The 22354-nt window shown below is 27.9% G+C and carries 16 protein-coding genes; 4 read left to right on the top strand and 12 right to left on the bottom strand.

Going from position 1 to position 22354, the window contains the following annotated elements; all coding sequences use genetic code 11:
* Positions 1-61: 61 nt before the first annotated feature.
* Positions 62-1960 carry a glutamine synthetase gene (locus IC219_RS12410; RefSeq protein WP_227434251.1) on the bottom strand — a complete coding sequence of 633 codons (1899 nt, stop codon included), beginning with the start codon at positions 1958-1960 and terminating at the stop codon, positions 62-64.
* 313 nt (positions 1961-2273) lie between these two features.
* Here IC219_RS12410 and IC219_RS12405 point away from each other — a divergent pair, with 313 nt between their 5' ends.
* The gene (locus tag IC219_RS12405; protein WP_227434250.1) at positions 2274-3050 is read left to right on the top strand and encodes a 3'-5' exonuclease; all 777 of its coding nucleotides are present in this window, start codon (positions 2274-2276) and stop codon (positions 3048-3050) included.
* A gap of 92 nt (positions 3051-3142) precedes the next feature.
* Here IC219_RS12405 and IC219_RS12400 read toward each other — a convergent pair whose 3' ends face one another.
* Positions 3143-3895 (bottom strand): exodeoxyribonuclease III, encoded by a 753-nt coding sequence (locus IC219_RS12400; protein ID WP_227482259.1) that lies wholly within the window; start codon positions 3893-3895, stop codon positions 3143-3145.
* Positions 3896-4030: 135 nt separating this feature from the next.
* A complete protein-coding gene (galT, locus tag IC219_RS12395) occupies positions 4031-4981 on the bottom strand; it encodes a galactose-1-phosphate uridylyltransferase (RefSeq protein WP_227434248.1) in 951 nt (316 codons plus the stop codon).
* Positions 4982-5355: 374 nt separating this feature from the next.
* On the opposite strand from galT, the gene IC219_RS12390 reads away from it, so the two are divergent.
* Positions 5356-6552 carry a pyridoxal phosphate-dependent aminotransferase gene (locus IC219_RS12390; protein WP_227831203.1) on the top strand — a complete coding sequence of 399 codons (1197 nt, stop codon included), beginning with the start codon at positions 5356-5358 and terminating at the stop codon, positions 6550-6552.
* 87 nt (positions 6553-6639) lie between these two features.
* On the opposite strand, the gene IC219_RS12385 is transcribed toward IC219_RS12390, so the two are convergent.
* From IC219_RS12385 to IC219_RS12375, 3 genes are all read right to left on the bottom strand, one after another.
* Positions 6640-7092 (bottom strand): MarR family winged helix-turn-helix transcriptional regulator, encoded by a 453-nt coding sequence (locus IC219_RS12385; RefSeq protein WP_227434246.1) that lies wholly within the window; start codon positions 7090-7092, stop codon positions 6640-6642.
* A gap of 309 nt (positions 7093-7401) precedes the next feature.
* Positions 7402-8847, bottom strand: a complete 1446-nt coding sequence (purB, locus tag IC219_RS12380; RefSeq protein ID WP_227482258.1) for an adenylosuccinate lyase — start codon at positions 8845-8847, stop codon at positions 7402-7404.
* Positions 8848-8987: 140 nt separating this feature from the next.
* Complete coding sequence (locus IC219_RS12375) at positions 8988-9899, bottom strand: tyrosine-type recombinase/integrase (RefSeq protein WP_227831204.1); 912 nt, start codon at positions 9897-9899, stop codon at positions 8988-8990.
* A 255-nt stretch (positions 9900-10154) separates the two neighbouring features.
* Here IC219_RS12375 and IC219_RS12370 point away from each other — a divergent pair, with 255 nt between their 5' ends.
* Positions 10155-10979 carry an undecaprenyl-diphosphate phosphatase gene (locus IC219_RS12370; RefSeq protein ID WP_227434243.1) on the top strand — a complete coding sequence of 275 codons (825 nt, stop codon included), beginning with the start codon at positions 10155-10157 and terminating at the stop codon, positions 10977-10979.
* Positions 10980-11018: 39 nt separating this feature from the next.
* Positions 11019-11549, top strand: a complete 531-nt coding sequence (lepB, locus tag IC219_RS12365) for a signal peptidase I (protein WP_227434242.1) — start codon at positions 11019-11021, stop codon at positions 11547-11549.
* A 77-nt stretch (positions 11550-11626) separates the two neighbouring features.
* On the opposite strand, the gene IC219_RS12360 is transcribed toward lepB, so the two are convergent.
* The 6 genes from IC219_RS12360 to recA form a co-directional block, all read right to left on the bottom strand.
* Positions 11627-13414, bottom strand: coding sequence for a UvrD-helicase domain-containing protein (locus tag IC219_RS12360; protein ID WP_227434241.1), 1788 nt, complete (start codon positions 13412-13414; stop codon positions 11627-11629).
* Between the two features lie 353 nt (positions 13415-13767).
* Complete coding sequence (locus tag IC219_RS12355; RefSeq protein ID WP_227831205.1) at positions 13768-16101, bottom strand: diguanylate cyclase; 2334 nt, start codon at positions 16099-16101, stop codon at positions 13768-13770.
* Positions 16102-16447: 346 nt separating this feature from the next.
* Positions 16448-17254: a response regulator gene (locus tag IC219_RS12350; RefSeq protein ID WP_227434239.1), complete on the bottom strand. Its 807-nt coding sequence runs from the start codon at positions 17252-17254 to the stop codon at positions 16448-16450.
* A gap of 4 nt (positions 17255-17258) precedes the next feature.
* On the bottom strand, positions 17259-19052 hold the full coding sequence (locus IC219_RS22030; protein WP_227831206.1) for a histidine kinase: 1794 nt from the start codon (positions 19050-19052) through the stop codon (positions 17259-17261).
* A gap of 325 nt (positions 19053-19377) precedes the next feature.
* Positions 19378-20919, bottom strand: a complete 1542-nt coding sequence (gene rny / locus IC219_RS12340) for a ribonuclease Y (RefSeq protein WP_227434331.1) — start codon at positions 20917-20919, stop codon at positions 19378-19380.
* A 175-nt stretch (positions 20920-21094) separates the two neighbouring features.
* Positions 21095-22141 carry a recombinase RecA gene (recA, locus tag IC219_RS12335; protein WP_227434237.1) on the bottom strand — a complete coding sequence of 349 codons (1047 nt, stop codon included), beginning with the start codon at positions 22139-22141 and terminating at the stop codon, positions 21095-21097.
* Positions 22142-22354 lie beyond the last annotated feature (213 nt).

The following is a 22354-nucleotide window of genomic DNA, read 5'->3' as shown; positions in this document are numbered from 1 at the left end:
AATGATTTAATCATACTTAATTGCCTTTATAACATCAAAATCAAATTATTACTACTTTATCTTAATATATATTTTTCTTGTATTGCATATATAATTGTTGTATTTCTTCCATGCTTCTCTTTAGTTCTATTTGTAAATCCGAAGCAGTTTGATAATCTTTATTTTCTACAGCCTCTCTTACTCTAGTAAATAGTGATTCCCTAGTTAAAGTATCTTTCATAATATTAAACTTTAAGTCTGATATTGAATTCCAAACTACTTCATCAAGTGCATCCATATTTTCTTTTGTGTGTACTTTTACAATACTTCTTATCTTTTGAATTCCAGCTTCTATTATTCTAGTTTTTAATTTTTTTTGCCACTTATCTATTGCCCCAACTTTAAATGATTCTATTATACTATCAGTAAATACATCACCTTGTTTTAAAGATTTTAATTTAGAAGCATATATTTCTAGGTTTTTCATATTTTCATAAACTGTTGCTGGAGGTGTTCCAAATCTTGCATTTCTTTCTTCTAAATTATAATGTTCAAATACATCATTTTCATCTCTATATGCTCTGTCTTTTTCTAAATAGAAACTTTCTTCTCCCACATTTTTAGATAATTCTTTTTCTAGTTCTTTAGTACTAAGTCCACTCTTAGCTGCTGCTTTTATACCATCTAACATTGTTTGATAACATCCTGCTATTACTAGGTAAGTATTAGATAGAGGACTTGGTGATCTTAATTCAAATCTTACAGTTTTTGGATTCTTTATATCTCTTATTAACCCAACAAGTACCGACCTATTTCTAGATGGCATTTCATAACTATGACCTAAAGATGTAACTATACATACAGGTGCTTCAAATCCAGGAACCAGTCTATTAAATCCATCATTAGAAGCGGTTACAATCGGATTTAATACTTCATAATTATAAAGAAGTCCCATAAGAGCTCCATACCCTAATTCACTTAGATAGTCTTCTTTTAAATCTTTTGGAGCAAATAAGTTTTTGATACTTCCATCTTTTAATTTTGCACTTACTCCTACATGTGTATGACCACCACTTCCTGCAACTCCATGAATCGGCTTTGCTTTAAATGTAACTTCTAATCCATGCGATGTAAATACATCTTCTATAACATCTCTTACTAATAATTCATTATCTGCTGCTTGTAGTGGTGTAGAAAACTTCCAAGAAACCTCTAATTGCTCCATAGCATGGTTTGTTTTTCCATCTATACTTATAGAACTTTGAATTCCCCCAACCTCTTTATGAGCCATTTCAGGGCTTACACCTAGCTTTTGAAGTATTATTAAACTTTGTTCCAGACAAGTTCTTATAATACCATGAGTTCTTTTCCAGTATTGTTCTTTTAAGCTTTGTGATACATATAATTTTTCTAAGTCAGCTTTATCTTCAGGAGTATTAACCCAAAATTCGAGTTCTGTAGCTGCTGTTAACATTATTTCTTCTATATCATCTACTGAGTTTATTCCTATATTGTTTATTACATGTGGATATTCTCTAAATATTTCAAACATAGATTTCTTAAAATATTTATCTGCTTTTTGAAGAATTCCCCTAGAACATACTTTTTTATTATCGTGTATTAGAAATGCAGGTATCTTTAATGTTCCTACAGGCAACCCTACTTCTTCATCTATGTATTCCATATTGTAATCTACATACCAATGACAACTTTTATCTGGCATTAAGTCTACTTTTGCATTATTCAATGTTGCTATATTGTAAAGTTCAACACTTGAACCATCAGTTTGTATAGCTGATTCTAAGAATTTATCTATATCCTCTAAAAATAATTCTACAGGAATTTTTTCATCTGTTGCATTTCCTCCTAAGTCAACTCCCATTAAAGAAACGAACCTTATGTTTTTATTGCTCTCTAGGATTTCTCTTATTTCTTCATTGGTATGCTTATCTTTCTCTATTACATATAATAAACTCTCCATCTTTTCACTCTCCTATGATTTTTGTGTAAATTTTATTTTATTAAATATACAAGATAAAATTCATTTTTCCTTATATTCATGAATTTTTCTTGCAAAATATTCGTGTTTTATTCGTGTTTTTATTTATATTATTATATATCAAGTACAAAAAGTTCGCAATATTTTTTCTTGGAAAAATATTATACATACAATAGTTTAACATTTTTATAAATATGGGGTATACTAAAATAAAAGTATTTTTGTTTAAAAATTTAATTTAGCTTATAATATAATCTATACTAGTAATAATACAAAAATTTAGGAGATAAACTTTATGGAATACATAATTTTCGATTTGGAATTCAACCAAGGATTTGACAAAAAACTCAATAAAACTGTGTCCAATGAAAAATGTCCTTTTGAAATTATACAAATAGGAGCAATTAAACTGGATTCTAAATTTAATATAGTAGATACATTTAATAGCTATATTAAACCTACACTATACAAGGCAATGCACCCTTTTATTAGTCGTATGACCAATATTAAAGACTCTGATTTTAACGATTCACCTACTTTTCCTGAGGTTTACAACAATTTCATAAAATTCATAGCATCACACGACCCTATACTATGTGTTTGGGGGGTTGGAGATTTAAAGGAGTTATACAGAAATATCAATTATCATAAGCTAGCATCAGATATTTTACCTAAGTCTTATATTAATATTCAACAACATGCATCTAAATATTTTAATAATCCAGCAGGAAAAAGTATTGGCTTGAAAAATGCTATTTCTATATTGGAACTTGATGAAAAAATGTCTTATCACAACGCTTTAAATGATGCATATTATACAGCGAAGGTTTTTATTAAGATATATAATCCAAGCATAGTACCTGATATATATGTGTATACAAATATTAAATCTAAATCTATAAAGTATTCTAATAAAAAAAGAGTTGACTATGATAAATTATTTGATGAGTTTAAGAAAATTCTAAATCGTGATTTGACTAAAGATGAGAAAAAAATTATTAATTTAGCTTACAACATGGGAAAAACAAATCAATTTGAGTTAGAAAACTCTAAGCAAAGAAAAAATAAGTGAAATTTATTTAGGTTAAAAAAAGGCATGTAGATTAAAAGAATAATTAACTTTAAATTTACATCTACAGCCCAATTTTTATCCTGATTAAACTTCTATCTTATCTCTAATTCTACTGGACAATGGTCTGACCCCAATACCTCAGTATGTATATTTGCACTTGTCAATCTATCTTCTAATTTTTTAGATGCACAAAAATAATCGATTCTCCATCCAGCGTTATTTTTTCTTGCATTAAATCTATATGACCACCAACTATACACTCCTTCTTTATCAGGATTAAAGTATCTATATGTGTCTATAAATCCACTATCTAATAATTTAGAGAATTTTTCTCTTTCTTCTTTTGTAAAACCTGCGTTCTTTGTATTGTTTTTAGGATTTTTTAAGTCTATTTCTTTATGTGCAACATTCATATCTCCACACACTATTACAGGCTTATGATTATCTAATTTAACTAAATAATCTATAAAGTCATCTTCCCATCTAGTTCTATATTCTAATCTCTTTAATTCAGATTGAGAATTTGGCGTATATACAGTAATAAAATAAAAATCTTCAAATTCTAAAGTTATAACTCTACCTTCCTTATCATGTTCTTCTATATTTATTCCATACATTACTTTTAAAGGCTCTTTTTTTGTAAATATAGCAGTACCTGAATAGCCTTTTCGCTCTGCATAATTCCAGTACTGAAAATAACCTGGCAAATCTAACTCTATTTGCCCTTCCTGTAATTTAGTCTCTTGTAAGCAAAATATATCTGCATCAATATCTCTAAAAAAGTCTAAAAATCCTTTCCCAACACACGCTCTTATCCCATTGACATTCCACGATATAAATTTCATATTCCACTCCTCATCTAAATAGCAATTTTCTATTAGTTTTTTTATTTATTTTTCTATTTGTTTTTATTTTAACATTAATATACTATAAATTTATTTTAAAATCATTATTTCTTTAATACCTAAAAGATACATACTTTAATCAAATTTTAATTTTTTTGTTAATTCTTCAGGATTCATTGAAGAAACATACATATTTGTTCCAAGTTCAAATCCTCCAAGGTTATACTTTCTTGGTATTATGTGCATATGGACATTAAAGTATGATTTTGTTTCAATTTTTGTTGGATGAGTATGGATACATAAGTTAAATGGCATATACCCATTTATATTATATAATTTTTTAAATAACTTTTCGAATATCATAGAAATCTCTTTTACATTATTATCTGTTAATTCATCAAACTTTATGTTGTCTTTAAATATTACTCTTACTTCTCCACTGTACTTAGTTGCATATGGTATAATCACTAAAAAAGCGTCTCCATTATAAACCACTCTTTTATTTAAACTTATTTCATTTTCTACCAAGTCATTATACAAAGAGCTTTTATTACTATCATAATACTCTTTTGAAACCAACAATTCATTTGTAATTTCAGGTGGAATAAAAGACATAGATAGTATTTGAGCATGTGGATGCATCAAAGATGCTCCAGCCTTTCTCAAGAAATTTTTAAAAATACTCACATATTCTACTTTGTCATCTTTCGACAAATCTTTAAATCTATTTCTATACATAAAAAAAACATCTTCAAATTCTTTTTGATTCATATTGTAAAAACTGCTGTTATGTTTATTGCTTTCTATCATTACCTCATGAATACCATATATATCTCTTGCCAAATCATCAATTATAGGAAATTTATTATATATAGATTTTACAAGCCAACCTTCATCACCTTTTATTTCAAATAGTGTATCTGTTGCATAAGCTTCATTTCCCTTACAAAATGGGCATCCTTCATCGTATTCATTCGTTTCTTCTTCATCATTTGGTACATCAATTGTATCTAATGGTCTTTTCAGCCTATCAGTAGCAAATATAACAACATCATTAGTAATTGGATCTATTCTTAATTCTCTCATAATTAACACCTCTTAGTTAATAGCCTTTAATATAATTATATGATATTTATTGTATCTGTTAAATAAATTTATAATATTTTTTATAATTTTACATATTTAGTATTAGGTATTTTAATTTTCTAATACTAAAAAATTATAACTAATATATCCATATATTATCATACTATAAATAAGTTTATGTACATATAATTTATTAGTATAAATACGAGTATTTCACTGTAATTTGTTAAAAGTTTATTTTAAAGCTATATTAATTTTTTTTGATGATTTTTACCTATAAGTATGTTATTATTATCTTGTAAAGATGTCTTGTATTCCAATATACAATTTACATAATACAATATACGTATTTAAATTAAATAGGGGGTATTAAAATGAATTATTCAAACAGAGTTAGTGCAATGCAAGCCTCTCCAATCAGAAAACTTGTTCCATTTGCACAAGCAGCAAAAGATAAAGGAATCAAAGTATATCACTTAAATATAGGTCAACCAGACATAAAAACTCCTCAAGGGTTTTTTGATGCTGTTAAAAACTTTGATAGCGAAGTTTTAGAATATGCTACTTCTGAAGGTATTCCAGAATTATTAGAAGCACTTCAAAATTACTACAAAACTTACAACATGGATTTTGAAAAAGATGAATTATTAGTAACTAATGGTGGTAGTGAAGCTTTACTTTTCACTATGATGGCTGTTTGTGACCCAGGAGATAATTTATTAGTTCCAGAACCATTCTATACTAACTACAATGGATTTGGTCAATGTGTAAATGTGGAAGTTAATGCTGTTACAACAAAAGCAGAAAACGGTTTCCACCTTCCATCAAAAGAAGAAATAGCTTCTAAGGTAGATGATAGAACTAAAGCTATAATTCTTTCTAACCCAGGAAATCCAACTGGTGCAATTTATACAAAAGAAGAACTTAATATCCTAGCTGAAATAGCTAAAGAAAAAAATCTATGGATAATAGCAGACGAAGTTTATAGAGAATTTGTTTATGATGGACTTGAGTATACTAGCTGTGGTAACTTAGAAGGTGTACAAGACAGAGTTATAATAATAGACAGTGTTTCTAAGAGATACAGTGCTTGTGGTGCTAGAATTGGTTCTATCGCTTGTAAAAATAAAGGTCTTATAGCTCAAATACTTAAATTGTGTCAAGGAAGACTTTGTGTTCCTACATTAGAACAAATAGGAGCTGTTGAATTATACAAAACTCCAGCTTCTTACTTCAAAGAAGTTAATGAAGAATACAAAAAAAGAAGAGACGTATTATACAATGAATTAATAAAAGTTGAAGGTGTTATATGTAAAAAACCAACTGGTGCATTCTATATAGTTGCTAAATTACCAGTTGAAAATGCAGAAGATTTCACAATCTGGATGTTAAAAGAGTTCAGTAAAAATAATGAAACTGTTATGGTTTGCCCTGCTGAAGGATTCTATGCTACTCCAGGTTTAGGACGTGACGAAATAAGATTAGCTTACATCCTAAATGAAACTGACCTTCATAGAGCTGCTACATTATTAAAAGAAGGTTTAGAGCAATATGTAGCTTTACACAAATAAATTTTAAAAGTTTACTTTATGTAAATTTTATCAGATAAAAAGTCCCCTTTTCAACCAATATTTGAAAAGGGGATTTTTCATAGTTTTCTATCTAAATTCGTCTTTATTTAATATATATTGAAGAGTATTTATTGCTCCTAGATAGTTCTTTCTATCTTCTTCAGTTAGTCTAGAAAGCTTCTCTTCTAATCCATCACTCAATTTATCCATAAAATCAGAAGCTATCTTATCTCCTTCTTCTGTAATATCAATTAAATACTTTCTTCTATCAACTAAATCTCTTTTTCTTGTTACATATTTCTTTTCTGTTAAATCATCTACCATACTAGTTAGACTGCCTTTTTCTATATTTAATTTAGAGCATAAATCAGTCATGCTTATTACTCCATAATTTCTTATAAATACTAATGCTCTTAATTGTGTTTTATTTACATTATAGTCTGGTGCGAATTTTTTTAGGTCTTCTAAATATAAGCTAGAATAAATCTTCGGAAATGTTTTTACCAAAAAACTTATAGTATCTTTTACTACGTATTTCATACAATCACCTCAGTTGTTTTAAAATTTATTAAATTATCTAACTAACTTATTTCAGTTTACATTAAAAATATTGCAAGTACAATAGTTTTTAAATAATGATTAAATTTAATTAGTAATCTTATTGTTTTTCTTATTTTTAATAATATTTCTCTGATTAAATATTATTTATATAGCTATTTTATTAAATTCATGATATAGTAAATAAGGAAGAACTCTTCACAGCGGTGAAGAGCAGACGCTAGCCCATTAAAATGGCTATCTTATTTATAAATAAGATAGCCATTTTTAATTATATTTTATCTATAAAACTTACACTCTTAAATCCACATCTACTTTTCCTAAATCTTCTTTATAATCTTTTATAGCTGGTTCTACAACTTCATTTACAAATTCTACAACTTGTTCTGGAGCTCTACCTATAAAGTTTTTTGGGTCCATTATAGATAATATTTCTTCCTTACTCATTTTAAATGAATCATCATTCATTATAAGCTCAATTAAATTATTATCTTTACCTTCATGTTTAACTCTATAAGCAGCTTTCATAGAATATTCTCTTATTATCTCATGTAATTCCTGTCTATCTCCACCTCTTTTTACAGCTTCCATAAGTATTGTTTCTGTAGCCATAAAAGGAAGTTCTTCATTTACACGTTTATTTATCATATTTTCATATACTACTAACCCATCAGTTACATTTATACCTATTTCAAGTATAGCATCTGCTGCCATAAAAGCTTGAGGTATAGCTAATCTTTTATTGGCTGAGTCATCTAATGTTCTCTCTAACCATTGAGTAGCCTGTACCATTGCAGGGCTTATAGATTCAGATATTATATATTTAGATAAAGAAGCTATTCTTTCACTTCTCATTGGATTTCTTTTATAAGCCATTGCTGATGAACCTATTTGATTTTTTTCAAATGGCTCTTCTAATTCTTTTAGACTTTGTAAAAGTCTTATGTCATTAGTCATTTTATGCATACTTTGAGCTATTCCTGATAATACACTTATTACTTGATAGTCCAGCTTTCTAGTGTATGTTTGTCCACTTACTGCATAAGAAGAACTATATCCCATTTTGTTACAGATTTTCTTATCTAACTCTTTTACTTTTTCATGGTCTCCTTCAAATAAACTTAAAAAACTTGCTTGAGTCCCAGTAGTCCCTTTAACTCCTCTTAATTTCATATTGTCTATTCTATAATTTAAGTCTTCTAAATCAAGAATTAAATCTTGAGCCCACAAACAAGCTCTTTTCCCTACTGTTGTAAGTTGTGCTGCTTGAAAGTGCGTAAAACCAAGAGCTGGCATATCCTTATACTTAAGTGCAAATTCTTTTAAGTTGTTTATCAAATTTACAAGCTTTACTCTTAAAAGTTTTAGAGCTTCATTCATTTGTACAACATCTGTATTATCTCCAACATAAGCAGATGTTGCTCCTAAATGAATGATTCCTTTAGCTTTTTCACATTGTAAACCATACGCTTTTACATGAGACATTACATCATGTCTTACTTCTTTTTCTATTTTTCTAGCTTCATCAAAATTTATATTATCTATATTAGCTCTTAACTCATCTAATTGTTCTTCAGTTATATTGATTCCTAACTCATGCTCACCTTCAGCAAGAGCAACCCATAATCTTCTCCATGTAGAAAATTTAAATTGTGGAGAAAATATATAACTCATATCTTTACTACAGTATCTATCTGTAAGCGGATTTGAGTACGTAGTATATTTGTTATCTATCATTATATTAGCACCTTCCTTAAATCTTTTGTTGTATAGTTATTATGTACATATTAGTACATAAATAATTATATATAATTTTACGAACTATAACAAGGCTTTTTTATTTTTTGTTCATATTTATATAGATTATTTTTTATGTGCTAATATTTTTTATTTATATCTAGATTATCTTTTTCAATTAAATAATCCACAATCTCGCTATCAACAAAATTCAATACATATTTATACCTAATTGCATAGTATTTATCACTCCAGCCAAGTTGATTTTTTACGTCACTCTCATCTGCCCCAAGTCTTAAACTTATTGCTGCAAATGAATGTCTAAAGTCTCTTGCTGAATATTGAGAAAGTCCTGCTAAATCTAATGCTTTTTTTACTATCAATCTGACATTTCTATCTGTTATAGAATTGCTTTTTTGAGTTGTAAAAATAAAATCATCATTAGGTATTATTACTTCTGGAAGTCCAGAATAGTTTCTGTAGTCTTCTAAAAGCCTAAAAAAGTATGGATGTAACTTTACTACTCTCTCTTTTCTTCCCTTTCCTAGTCTAACATACGAGTTATCGTTTTCATCTACCATAAGGTCTTTCCACTTTAAGCTAACTAATTCATTTAATAAACACCCAGTAGTAACTAGACAGACTATTATCACTCTATCTCTTATATTCAGTTTTGGCAAAATACCTATAAGCTTATTTATTTCCTGTATGCTTAAAACATCATCCTTTGTCTTTATTCTAGTTACTGTTGGTTTTTCTACATGTCTAAATGGATTTATATCTATATATCCTTCTTTTCTTAAGAAGTTGTAAAAACTATGTAAATAACTATATATCTTTTCACAAGTTGATTTTGCATATTTGGTTTGTATATAGTCCACAAAATTTTTACAATCTTCTTTTGTTACATAAATTAATTCCTTTCCTTTTAGAAACTCTTTAAATAACATAACCTTTGATAAATAATCGTGTTTTGTATTTGGGTTTAATTTTGTAGAAAAAACATTAAAAGTTTCATACTCATAATCATCCAATATTTTCGTACTATACATAATAACTCCTTTCCTTTTCATAAAATAAAATAGTTATACTTTTACTATACCATATATTTCCCCCTCATATATACCCCTTATTCAATAGACAAGTTTCAAGTTTATGATTTTAAATTATGAAGGTTTTATGAAAATATCAATCTTCCATTGTGCACTACACAGTACTATGGTATTATAAGTTAGTAAAAGATGGCATATTTTATTAATCTTTGAATAAAATATGCTACTATAAATTTGTATTGGAGGTATTTAAATTTGGAAACATTTAGTTTGCTTGAAGTTTTTAAAGCAGTCATTTTGGGAATAGTTCAAGGAATTACAGAATGGCTACCAGTAAGTAGTACAGGGCATATGATATTAGTTGATGAATTTATAAAATTGAATTTTTCATCTACATTTATAAATACATTTTTAGTTGTAATTCAATTTGGTTCAATATTGGCTGTACTTGTTATATTTTTTAGGAAGTTAAATCCTTTTGATAGTGCAAAAAATACTAAACAAAAAAAAGAAACAGTTCGCTTATGGCTTAAGGTTATAATTGCAGTTATACCATCTGGAGTTATTGGTATACTGTTTGAGGATGATATAGACAGATTATTCTTCAATTCAACAGTAGTTGCAATTGCTCTTATTGTATATGGTATAATAATGATAGGACTTGAAAATAGAAATAAAAGACCAAAATATAAAGATTTTTCTCAAGTTACATATAAACTAGCTCTTTGTATAGGTTTATTCCAATGTCTAGCTCTTATTCCAGGTACATCTAGATCTGGTTCAACTATAATCGGTGCAGTATTACTTGGTACTTCTAGATACGTAGCAGCAGAATTTTCATTCTTCTTAGCTATTCCTACAATGCTTGGAGCTAGTGCATTAAAACTTTTAAAAGCTGGGTTTGGATTTACTGGATTTGAATGGCTTATTTTAGGTGTTGGCTCTGTAGTAGCTTTTATAGTTTCAATCGTAGTTATTAAGTTTTTTATGGATTATATCAAAAAACACGATTTCAAAGTCTTTGGCTATTATAGAATAATTTTGGGTATAGTTGTTCTTGGTTATTTCTTTTTATTCTAGAGTATTTTAATTTAATGACAAATGATAAGGAGAAAAATTATGAGTGTTAAAAAGGAAATATTTGATTGGATTAAGTCAATAGCCATGGCTATTGTACTTGCATTTGTAATATTACAATTTATAAGACCTTCTATTGTTAGTGGAGAATCAATGTATCCTACTTTAGATGATAAAGACTATCTAATTTTAAATAGAATATCATATAAAGTTGGTAAACCTGAAAAAGGTGATATTGTAGTTTTTAAAACTAATTTAGTTGATGGAGATACTGGAAAGAAAAAAGATTTAATAAAGAGAGTTATAGCTACTGAAGGTGACAGTATAAAAATATCAAATTCTAAAGTATATGTAAATGGCAAATTACTAACCGAACCATATATACATAATAATTATACTTCTGGAGATATAGACACAGTTGTTCCAGAAGGAAAGTTATTTGCAATGGGTGATAACAGAGAAAATAGTAATGATAGTAGATTCCCAGATGTAGGTATGGTTGATGAAGACGAAATTCTTGGTAAGGTCATGGTAAGGTTATTACCTTTTGATAATATTGGAAAAGTAAGTTAAAAAAATAAGAGACTGAGTTGGTAATATTTATTCTACACAATTCAGTCTCTTTTAATTTTTTGAATTCAAAATATGTTTTATTCCCTATCTTCTTTTGATTCTGTAATAATTCTTATTATATCACTTGCATCTTCATTAAAGGTTGTTACTATACTTAGATAGTCAGTGGCCCTGCTCATAGCCAAATAAACCTTATTTAAATCACCTACAAAGTCATTTACTTGATAATCTTGCTCTGTATCATTTATTGTTTGATTATACAACATTTCTAACTCACATATTATTATCGCTTTATATTCTAAATTCTTTATTGTATATATATTTGCTATTGTCGTTCCTATCTTCTTACTTATGTTTGTTAAGTTATCTTCTGCGCATATATAAGGAATTTGTGCTTCTTCTAATGCCTTTTTTAACATGTATTGAAAATAAATAGTTTTTCCACTTTTTAATTTCTTCTTATTATAAGGATATACAATAGCAACTTCAGAATAATCAAGACCTTTTTTGCTTATTAAATATTCGATTTCCCATATTACAGAACTTATTTGGTCATCTAAATCACTTACTTTTATTATATCAACCGACTTATTACCACCTCTAAGTGCTTTTGTATTAAAAAAAGTATTAAACTTTGTATTAGGTCTTAATTCATTAATATAAGCGTTAGAATTATTGGAAAAATTATTTGTAAAATCAACAATTTCTTTAGCTTGCCTATAATTTTTATTTAATATTATTTTATCATCAAACTCTATATTGCTGTATAGTTTCCTAAATATATTTAGTCTATTAAAGATATTTAAAGAGTTACAAGAATACACATTAAATATGAATTTTGTTTTATATAAAAACTCTCTTATAAAATCTATTTCATAATCTAAAAAACTTTCTGCTTCATCAATAAAAATAGCCTTAAACATATTTTTATTCTTTATAATGTTTTGTGCTTGCTTTACAAGATTATTAAATGTTTTTTCATAATCATTTTTTAACATATTATAGTCAATAATTAGATTATATTTTTTAGCTAATTTAAATATAAAGGAACTAAATGTATGAACTTCTAAATTGTTATTGTCTTTATATAATAATTCTATTCTTTCTCGAAGTTCATTACATAGTTGTTTTGTATGTGTAAATATTAGTAACTTATGATGTGGATATACTTTTGCCAGTTTTATAGCTCTAGAAAGCATATTTGCCGTTTTTCCTATACCAGAACCGCCTTCAATAAGTGTATTTCCATATTTAATAGAAATAGCATCTTTAATTTGAATTTCTTCCATCATAGTTGCTGTATACTTATAGTCATCATTATAGAAGGAAATTTTTTTAAATTTTTCGTTTAGGTGAAGTGTGTCATTTATTATATAGTATTCTGAACATATATCTAATAAAAATAAATTTAAATTTATTTCATCATTTTTTTCCTTAAGATATTCATCCAGTGAAGCACTAGCCATTATATCTTGAAGCTTATTTTTATCTATTATATTATTATTCACAAATTCTTCAAACTCATAAGCTTCATCTACTTCAACATATGGCATAATGTAAACATAGTTATAGCTTATATTTCTATTCTTTTGTCCCATTTTTAGTTTCAAAAGCTCATATTCCTCATGCATAACTTCAAGTAACTCTTCTTCCAAAATAAAATATATGTCTTCTGTTGTATCCATAAATTTTATAAATAAAATTTTTCCATCTTTTACATACAACAAGTCAGTATTTATTCCTTTAAAAGGAGTAACTTTTGGCACTACTTTAACGTCCTTATTGATATTTTCGTAAAATACTTTCTCGAATTCTTTCAATTTCAGGGCGTCTAACTGAGAGTTTATATTTATGTATTGGCTCACTTATATTACCTCCTTCTGTTATAACTAATTATACCATTTTGAACTATATTTTTATATATACTTTTTATAGGCAAATTTCGTAAACAAATTCAAAATAAGTACAAATAAATACAAAACTATTAAAGAAAAATTGCAATAAGTATAGATATATATAAATATAAAATTCTTTATGATAAGCACTGACAAAATAAACTTCAGAATTATTTTTTTAAATAATAAATAAAATCTACTCTAAAAAGGTAAAATTTCTTTAACTAGTGACTTATATTACTTAATTATATAAAAATTAACGAACAAAAAATTTTAAAACCTGCTAAAAAATAATCCATTCATATTAGCAGGTTTTATTTAAATTATCTTCCTAAAAAAACATTAAAGTTTGATATATCTGTGTAAACTGCATAAAAAACAGGGTAACGATTTTGGTATAGTTCATTTACAAACTTACCTTGCATTCTCACAGGGAAATAGTGTCCATCTATATGACGGAAGTTAAAAATCACTTCAAAAGTTTCTCTCTTAGGTATTGCTTTATTCAGTGTATCAAGTACAACCTGTAAATCCTCTGGTGATATAGGTGAAAGTACATCAAAATCTTTGGATGAAACATTTCTAGCTGAATAACCAGTAAACTCAAGCATTTTTTGATTAAAGTAAAGTAGTTTCAAATTTTCCATACAAGCAAATTTTGCAATCCCATCAGTAGACATCTCCAACAATAACTTTACATCTCTAGTGTCTATATTAAATGCTATACCATCAATAGAATCATCCCCAAAAATATGGAAAGAATTTTTTCCATGACCCTTTGTATAGTAAAGTGCTTGGTCTGCTTTTTCATAGAGTTCAGAATACTTACAGCCATGCTCAGGATATATTGCCACACCAATGCTACATGAAATAGAAAATTCTTCATGTTCAGCAAAACGTTTCTGGTTAATCTTAGAACAAAAACGCTCTAATTTATCCATAATTACATAATTACTGCTATTGAAATCTTTTATCAACACAACAAATTCATCTCCACCAATACGCCCAACAATATCATCTTCACGAAATTGAGACTTTAATTCTAATGCAAATTCACTTATAATAAAATCTCCAAATGCATGACCATATCTATCATTTACATTTTTGAAATCATCAATATCAAAAATCAGAAAAATATGTTCTGAATTTTGATTTTTATCACTTTTTAAAAATGTACTAATAAAGTCCTCTGTTACTCCCTTATTATAAAGACCAGTAAGAGAATCACGTTGTGAACGCTCAAGAAGCAACAATTCTCTATTTTTTTCTTCATCTATATTTTCACGATAAGAAATCATGCGAACAGATTCATCTGATGTCCAAAAGAAAATTCTGGCAGTAATCCTCATCCAATGATAATTTTCTTCATCTCTTTTAATTAAAAAGTCATAACTTATGTTATTGATTCCACTATTATAACACTTAAGAACATTTTCAGGTAAAAATGTATCTAAATAACCTTGTGCATACTCTTCTTTAATTTGCCCTTTAGCAATTATATAGAGTGCTTCATCATATGGTGTGCTAAGACTTAAGCCAAACTCTTTAAAATATCGATTTGCATCTTCACAACCAGCTTTGTTATTAGTAACATCAATCTCAAAAATATTTTCATAGAGATCTTCAGTAGATTTACTCAATAACTTTTGATATTCTAATTTCTGAGAAGAGCTGAGATTAATTATTTGTTGCTTGTATTTCTTAAGCACACGTGTAATTGTAAAAAGTACAAACATTATAATTAAAATTATAATTGCAATCCCTTTTAAAAACTGTATTTGAAGTTGTCTACTCATTGTAGTCAAATCATTTTCCAAAACAAGATGCCATTTTAAACTTGGGATATACTGATATACAACATAACTTTTTAATTTTTCTGATGAATTCCAAAAACTATTCTGTTCTTTTTTATTGCTCAAGATTAAATCTTTTGAAGCAGATAAATTACTACTTTCGTCTTCAAATAAATTAACATGTTCATAGCCTGTTTCCTCAGATGATAATTGAACAAATCCTTTATCATCAATTAGACGTGCTACAACATCAAACTTTTCATCATATTCTTTAAGTAACATTTGTAATGAGTCAACTTTTAATCCAACCCCAATAATTCCCATAGTTGATCCATTATCATCTTTTATCTTACAATTTACAAATACAGTAATACTATTATTACTTGCCTCATCATTATCAACATTTAATGAATATTCTTCATCCTGTTTTAAAAAATCATAATACCACTGATTCTCTGAGTTGTCAGCACTAAGTGTCCTATCAAGTCCATTAAAATGATAATAATTATTTGTCTTGGTTGAAACTAAAAAAACAGAATCATAGGAATATTTATTTCTGTATGTATTTAAGTAATCCTGTAATTTATAAACAAAGTTCCTATCATTTATATATTCTTTCTCACTAGTTAAAAAATTTTTTAATAGACTATCATTGGCCATGGTAAGTGATACATTTATAGGTTGTGAAAGAAGTTTATCTATCTGATAATAAATACCTTCAGCAGCCAATGTAGATACGTGTTCAATATCATTTTTAAAAATATTAGTATTAGATTGGTACCCAATCACAGATGTAGCTATAAAACCAATAGTAATAATAACGCAAACAATAACATTTGTATGTAAAAGTGTATTTTTTTTCATCATGTATCCTCTCTTTCATCATCACTTTGGCTCATTGTATTCTCAACTTTTTAGTGCTTACAATATAATTAATTTTAATCAGCAAACTATCTCAAAAACTTAATTTTATTTCAAATATTAAATTTCATAAATCAACATTAATGCATAGATATTACATGTAAAAACATATAAATTGCTCATCTAAATCATTTTTAATAATATAAATCTATTATATAATTTTTATTTATTATTATATATTTTTAATATTCCTATAATATATTAATATAATCGATAATGCACATCCAAAGCACATCAACAAAACAAAAAACTTAAGAACTTCTGCTGTATAAAAACATATTATCTATCTTTAACAATTATAATTAAAAGTTTTTTGATACAGCATACCTGTAGTTAATTCTGCCCAACTGTAATTTGTCATGTATTCTCCAGCATATGTGTTAATTGCCATCATATCCCACCTTAACATATTATAATAATCACAATCAAATTTTGTAATATCTACTGCAAGGCTATTCCATTTTTTAATAACTATATATTCAATTTTTGCATCCTTTATGGTTTTCATCAGATGTGATATAACAGTTTGCGTTTGATTTTGCAAAGAACGATTGTATTCTTTGTCTTCCCAAAGTACTGCTGCAATTTCAGCAATAGTCACACTTGCTCCTTTCCTATCTACTAAATAAGCTAGTAATTCTTTTGATTTTGCTCTAGTAAAAGTTAATGGCTTTTCATCTACAAATACCTCAAAGTTACCAAATGTATGAATAAATATATGGCTCTTATGGTTCAAAACAACAGGAGAACGTAAATTTTCTATTTCTTTCTGAATTCCTTCTATTGTAACAGGCTTTAGAAGATATCCACTGGCATGCATTGAAAATGCATCTAACGCATATTCTGAATAACCAGTTACAAAAATAATATTTATGTTTGGTAAAATTTCTTTTGCTAGACATGCAAACTCTAGTCCATTCATACCGTACATCTCAATGTCAAGAAATGCAATATCTACAAAATTTCTTTTTAAATACTCTAGCGCCAACTTAGGTTCATCAAAAAGAGTAACTTTTTCAATACCAGAAATATATGTTAATTTTTCATTCAAATTTTTAAGAGCAATTTGCTCGTCATCTACGACAATTATATTCATAATTTTACCCCTTTCTAATAGGAATGATTATTGTTGCTATTGTACCTTTTCCTATACCACTTTCTATATTTAGAATTCCATTACATTGTGTCTCTAATCGTCTTTTTACATTTTGAATACCAACATGGCTTTTTCCATCATTAACTCTTTCAAAGGGTTGGAAACCTACTCCATCATCTTTTATAACAATATAAATGTTATTTTCATCCTTGGATGTTGATACTATAATTGTTCCCCCTTCTTTTTGTTTTGTAACACCATGTCGTATCGCATTTTCAACAATTGGTTGTATAGTGAGAACAGGAATAAAAAAATCAGTAATTGTAAGCTCATAATGTATTTTTATACGCTCTCCAAAGCGTAATAACTCTATGTACAAATAATTTTTTAAATGAGCTAATTCTTTTTCAAATGGAATTAGCTTTTTTTGTGTAAGAGAATCCATATTTCCACGAAGATAAGAAGAAAATTTTTCTACTGCATGAACTGCCATGTTAGAATCATGTTTACACAAATATTGGATAGTGTTAAGTGCATTATATAAAAAATGAGGCTGTATTTGACTAAGCATTATAGAAATACGATTTTCCATCAATTCTCCCTCTAATCTCTGTTGAAACTTTTCCTTTCTTTTGATAGATAGCATCATATGCCCAATCTGTAATACAATAGTGGTTAGAAAACCTATACAAAAAAATGGTAGACTTCTAATGTATATAGTATAATAATTTGCTATTTCTGCAATACCACCTATAGTTGCTGGTAGATAAGCAAACAAAGCAATCTTAGCATCAGATTCTCTGTATATAATAATTTCAATAACCAAGAACCCCATACCAAGTAATACAATTAGAATACAGATGCTATTTTGTAAAATCAGAAACTCATGCAAATCATAAATATGAAGTATTTGGAGAATAATACAAAGTAGTATAATAGTCATAATTAAATACACACATAAATTTATAACGTTCAATCTCCACTCAGTTAAGTAAGTAGACAAATAAAGTATACAAAAAGTTGGAAGTAAAAACTGCGACAGTAATTCCAAAATACTGACAAGAGTTGGAGATTGGATAATAAGAGTAAGTATATTAAAATCTGCTAAACACCAAATTCCTCCAAATATAGCAAAACATGATAACAAAAAAATCTGACGTGTTAGCTCACTTTTCAAAAAAAACAAAATGATACTTGCAATTAGACCAAATAAGCCAAAAGATATTGTTAACATAGTAAATATAAGACCAATCCTGTTTTCGTGGAGTATACTAACAATTAAATCGCCCTTGGAGCCAATCTGCATTTCATCAAAAAAACATACTAATTGTAATGCTCGCCCACTAGGGTACACTCGTTGTATATTTATCTCAACTAAATCGTCAACCGATATTCCATCAGATTTAAAACCTGTCCAAAGATGACCTGTAGACTTTGTTAGTGCATTTTCTCTACCTTCTTGTATGGAAAATACCTCTTTATTAGATACACGAATATCAACTTTTAGATGGCTGATATGTAGCAAAAGTGTCTCTCCAGCTGGAATATTTCTGCTAAAATGTCCACGCAAATAAATAGACTCTTTTCTTATATCATTCAATGAGTCAACATTGATAAACGGCTGAAGATTTTCAGAATTAGATGTTCTAAATTCTCCAATAAATGAAACTGGAATAAGATTGCTTCGAGGATTTGAATGTTTATCTGATTTAAAAGCACAAACAAACAACAGTATTACTGATAAAGTTAGTAATACTGGTAAATAATACATATACCATCTAGATGTTTTCTTTTCCACAATAGTTTCCTCCATAAAATATATGTATATCTTTTATATATTTGAATATATAAAAAAATTATATAACCTAAAAATATTTATTTAGATATAATAGATTATTTTATCACTTCATTATATCAAACAAACTTAAATAATTATACAAACAATGTGTATATAAGGATTAATTTTATTAATTCTTTATAATTAATATTTATCAGCCTTATAATTATTTCAAATTATATCATTTTATACCTTGAAAATTAAAAAGCCACAGGATAAATTATTAAATCCTGTGGCAAATCTAAATTTTTAAAAATATTTTTATTATCATTTAGATATTTATATTTTATTTTGCATATTCTATAGCTCTTGTTTCTCTTATTATACTTACTTTTATTTGTCCAGGATATTCAAGTTCATCCTCTATTTTCTTAGTCATATCTCTAGCTAATAAGTGTATTTCTTCATCATTTATAGCTTCTGGTTTTACCATTATTCTAATTTCTCTACCAGCTTGTATAGCAAATGATTTTTCTACACCTTCGTATGAATTAGCTATTTCTTCTAGTTTTTCAAGTCTCTTAATATAAGCTTCTAAAGTCTCTCTTCTAGCACCAGGTCTAGCAGCTGATATTGCATCTGCTGCTGTAACTAATACAGCTTCTACTGTTTGAGGTTCATAATCTCCATGATGTGTACTCATAGCATGTATAACTTCTTTAGATTCCTTATAACGTCTAAGTAAATCCATACCTATTTCAACATGTGTACCTTCCATTTCATGGTCTACAGCCTTACCTATATCATGTAACAAACCAGCTCTCTTAGCTAATCTAATATCTGCACCTATCTCAGCAGCCATTATACCAGCTATATGAGCAACTTCTATAGAATGTTTAAGAACATTTTGTCCATAACTAGTTCTATAATTAAGTCTACCTAATAATCTTATTAATTCTGGATGAATTCCATGTACACTAGTTTCAAATGCAGCTTGTTCACCATATTCTTTTATAATATTGTCAACTTCTTTTCTCGCTTTTTCAACCATTTCTTCAATTCTAGCTGGATGTATTCTTCCATCTGCTATTAACTTCTCTAGAGCAATTCTTGCAATTTCTCTTCTTATTGGATCAAATCCTGATAAAATTACTGCTTCTGGAGTGTCATCTATTATAAGGTCTATCCCTGTTAAAGTTTCTAGAGTCCTTATATTTCTACCTTCTCTACCTATTATTCTACCCTTCATTTCATCATTTGGTAAGCTTACTACTGTAACAGTAGTTTCAGCTACGTGATCTGCTGCACATTTTTGAATTGCATATCCTATAATTTCTCTTGATTTCTTATCAGCTTCTTCTTTAGCTTGACCTTCTATCTCTTTTATCATTATAGACATTTCACGTCTTACATCTCTCTCAGCATTTGTTAAAATAATTTCTTTAGCCTTATCAGATGTAATTCCTGATATGCTTTCTAATTTTTCCAATTGTTGAGTTTTTATTACTTCAACTTCTTCTTCTTTCTTTTCAACTGTCTTTAATTTTTCACTTAAATTTACTTCTTTAGATTCTAAATTTTGTAATTTTCTATCTAAGACTTCTTCTTTTTGTACTACTCTTTTTTCATACTTTTGTACTTCTGTTCTTCTTTCTTTGTTTTCTCTTTCAGCTTCTGTTCTCCATTTATGGATCTCTTCTTTAGCTTCTAATAACTTTTCTTTCTGTACTGTTTCTGAGTCGTGGTGTGCTTTATCTATTATTTCTTTGGCCAAGTTTTCAGCTTGTCCAATTTTTGCTTCAGATATATTTTTTCTAACAAAATATCCAGCTATAATACCAACAGCTGCACCTATTACAATCATTACTACACTATCTATGACATCCACCTCCTTCGTTAATAATCCCAAAATGTCATCACTATGATTAAAAAATATTCCTAATAATTAAAATTAAATTTAGATATTTTATCCTCACTTAATTTTATAATTTTTTCAACATTGTGTCAAGCTAATAGGGAGCGTGGTATGTCCTTATTTAATAGTTATTTTTTTATATTTTCACTTATTTTTCAACAACTTCTTCTGATACCAAAGTACCGGCTTCTTCACTAACCTCATTTAAATTGTAAAATGTTCTAACTTTTTCATCTATTTCATTAGTTAAATCCATATTATCCTCTAGGAATTTTTTTACATTTTCTCTTCCTTGTCCAAGTTTAGTGTCATTGTAACTATACCATGAGCCTGATTTTTTAACTATATCTATGTCAGCAGCTATATCTAAAAGATCTCCAATTTTTGATATACCTTCTCCATACATTATATCAAATTCAGATTGTTTAAATGGTGGTGCTACTTTGTTTTTAACAACCTTAACTCTTGTTCTGCTTCCTATAACCTTGTCACCTTGTTTTATTGTGTCTATTTTTCTAACATCCAATCTAACAGATGAATAGAACTTTAATGCACGTCCTCCAGTAGTCGTTTCTGGATTTCCAAACATTATTCCTACTTTCTCTCTTAATTGGTTTATAAATATAGCAACACAATTTGATTTTTTAATCGAACCAGTTAATTTTCTAAGTGCTTGAGACATAAGTCTAGCTTGTAAACCTACATGAGAATCACCCATATCTCCGTCTATTTCTGCTTTTGGAACCAATGCTGCAACTGAATCTATTACTATTATATCAATTGCACCACTTCTTATTAATGCCTCTGCTATTTCTAAGGCTTGCTCTCCTGTATCTGGTTGAGATATGATTAGATTATCAACATCCACACCCAATGCTTTTGCATATACTGGGTCAAGCGCATGTTCAGCATCTATAAATGCAGCTATTCCTCCATTTTTTTGAGCTGATGCTACACAACTAAGTGCAACAGTCGTCTTACCAGAAGATTCAGGACCATATATTTCAACTATTCTCCCTCTAGGTAGACCTCCTATACCAATAGCTATATCTAAACCAATTGCTCCTGTTGATATAACATCTATAGACATAGACGTTGCTTCTCCCAATTTCATTACTGAACCTTTACCAAAATCTTTTTCAATTTTACCTAAAGCTTCATTCAACGCTTTTAATTTTTCTTGATCTACACTCATCTCTATACCATCCCTTCATTTATCTACAAACATTTGTTCTCTTGTTATATATTAATTATATAACATAAATCAAACCTAGTCAATTTAAAAACGCTCCTAATGATTATATTTTTATTTGCTACATTTTATTTATAAACCATTATCAATAATTATATACACAAAAGAAAATATTCCTAAAAAAGAAAAGAGGTATACTATTATAGTATACCCTTT

Source organism: Clostridioides sp. ES-W-0018-02 (assembly GCF_020658175.1).
Classification (GTDB): domain Bacteria; phylum Bacillota; class Clostridia; order Peptostreptococcales; family Peptostreptococcaceae; genus Clostridioides.
Note: the sequence above shows the minus strand (reverse complement) of the source record. Positions and strands in the feature narration are given on the sequence as shown.

Excerpts from the sequence above, each read along its gene's own strand:
- IC219_RS12410 (WP_227434251.1), bottom strand. The coding sequence starts at position 1,960 with ATGGAGAGTTTATTATATGTAATAGAGAAAGATAAGCATACCAATGAA.
- lepB (WP_227434242.1), top strand. The coding sequence starts at position 11,019 with ATGAGTGTTAAAAAGGAAATATTTGATTGGATTAAGTCAATAGCCATG.
- IC219_RS12405 (WP_227434250.1), top strand. The coding sequence starts at position 2,274 with ATGGAATACATAATTTTCGATTTGGAATTCAACCAAGGATTTGACAAA.
- IC219_RS12375 (WP_227831204.1), bottom strand. The coding sequence starts at position 9,899 with ATGTATAGTACGAAAATATTGGATGATTATGAGTATGAAACTTTTAAT.
- galT (WP_227434248.1), bottom strand. The coding sequence starts at position 4,981 with ATGAGAGAATTAAGAATAGATCCAATTACTAATGATGTTGTTATATTT.
- purB (WP_227482258.1), bottom strand. The coding sequence starts at position 8,847 with ATGATAGATAACAAATATACTACGTACTCAAATCCGCTTACAGATAGA.
- IC219_RS12400 (WP_227482259.1), bottom strand. The coding sequence starts at position 3,895 with ATGAAATTTATATCGTGGAATGTCAATGGGATAAGAGCGTGTGTTGGG.
- IC219_RS12390 (WP_227831203.1), top strand. The coding sequence starts at position 5,356 with ATGAATTATTCAAACAGAGTTAGTGCAATGCAAGCCTCTCCAATCAGA.
- recA (WP_227434237.1), bottom strand. The coding sequence starts at position 22,141 with ATGAGTGTAGATCAAGAAAAATTAAAAGCGTTGAATGAAGCTTTAGGT.
- IC219_RS12355 (WP_227831205.1), bottom strand. The coding sequence starts at position 16,101 with ATGAAAAAAAATACACTTTTACATACAAATGTTATTGTTTGCGTTATT.
- IC219_RS12350 (WP_227434239.1), bottom strand. The coding sequence starts at position 17,254 with ATGAATATAATTGTCGTAGATGACGAGCAAATTGCTCTTAAAAATTTG.
- IC219_RS12385 (WP_227434246.1), bottom strand. The coding sequence starts at position 7,092 with ATGAAATACGTAGTAAAAGATACTATAAGTTTTTTGGTAAAAACATTT.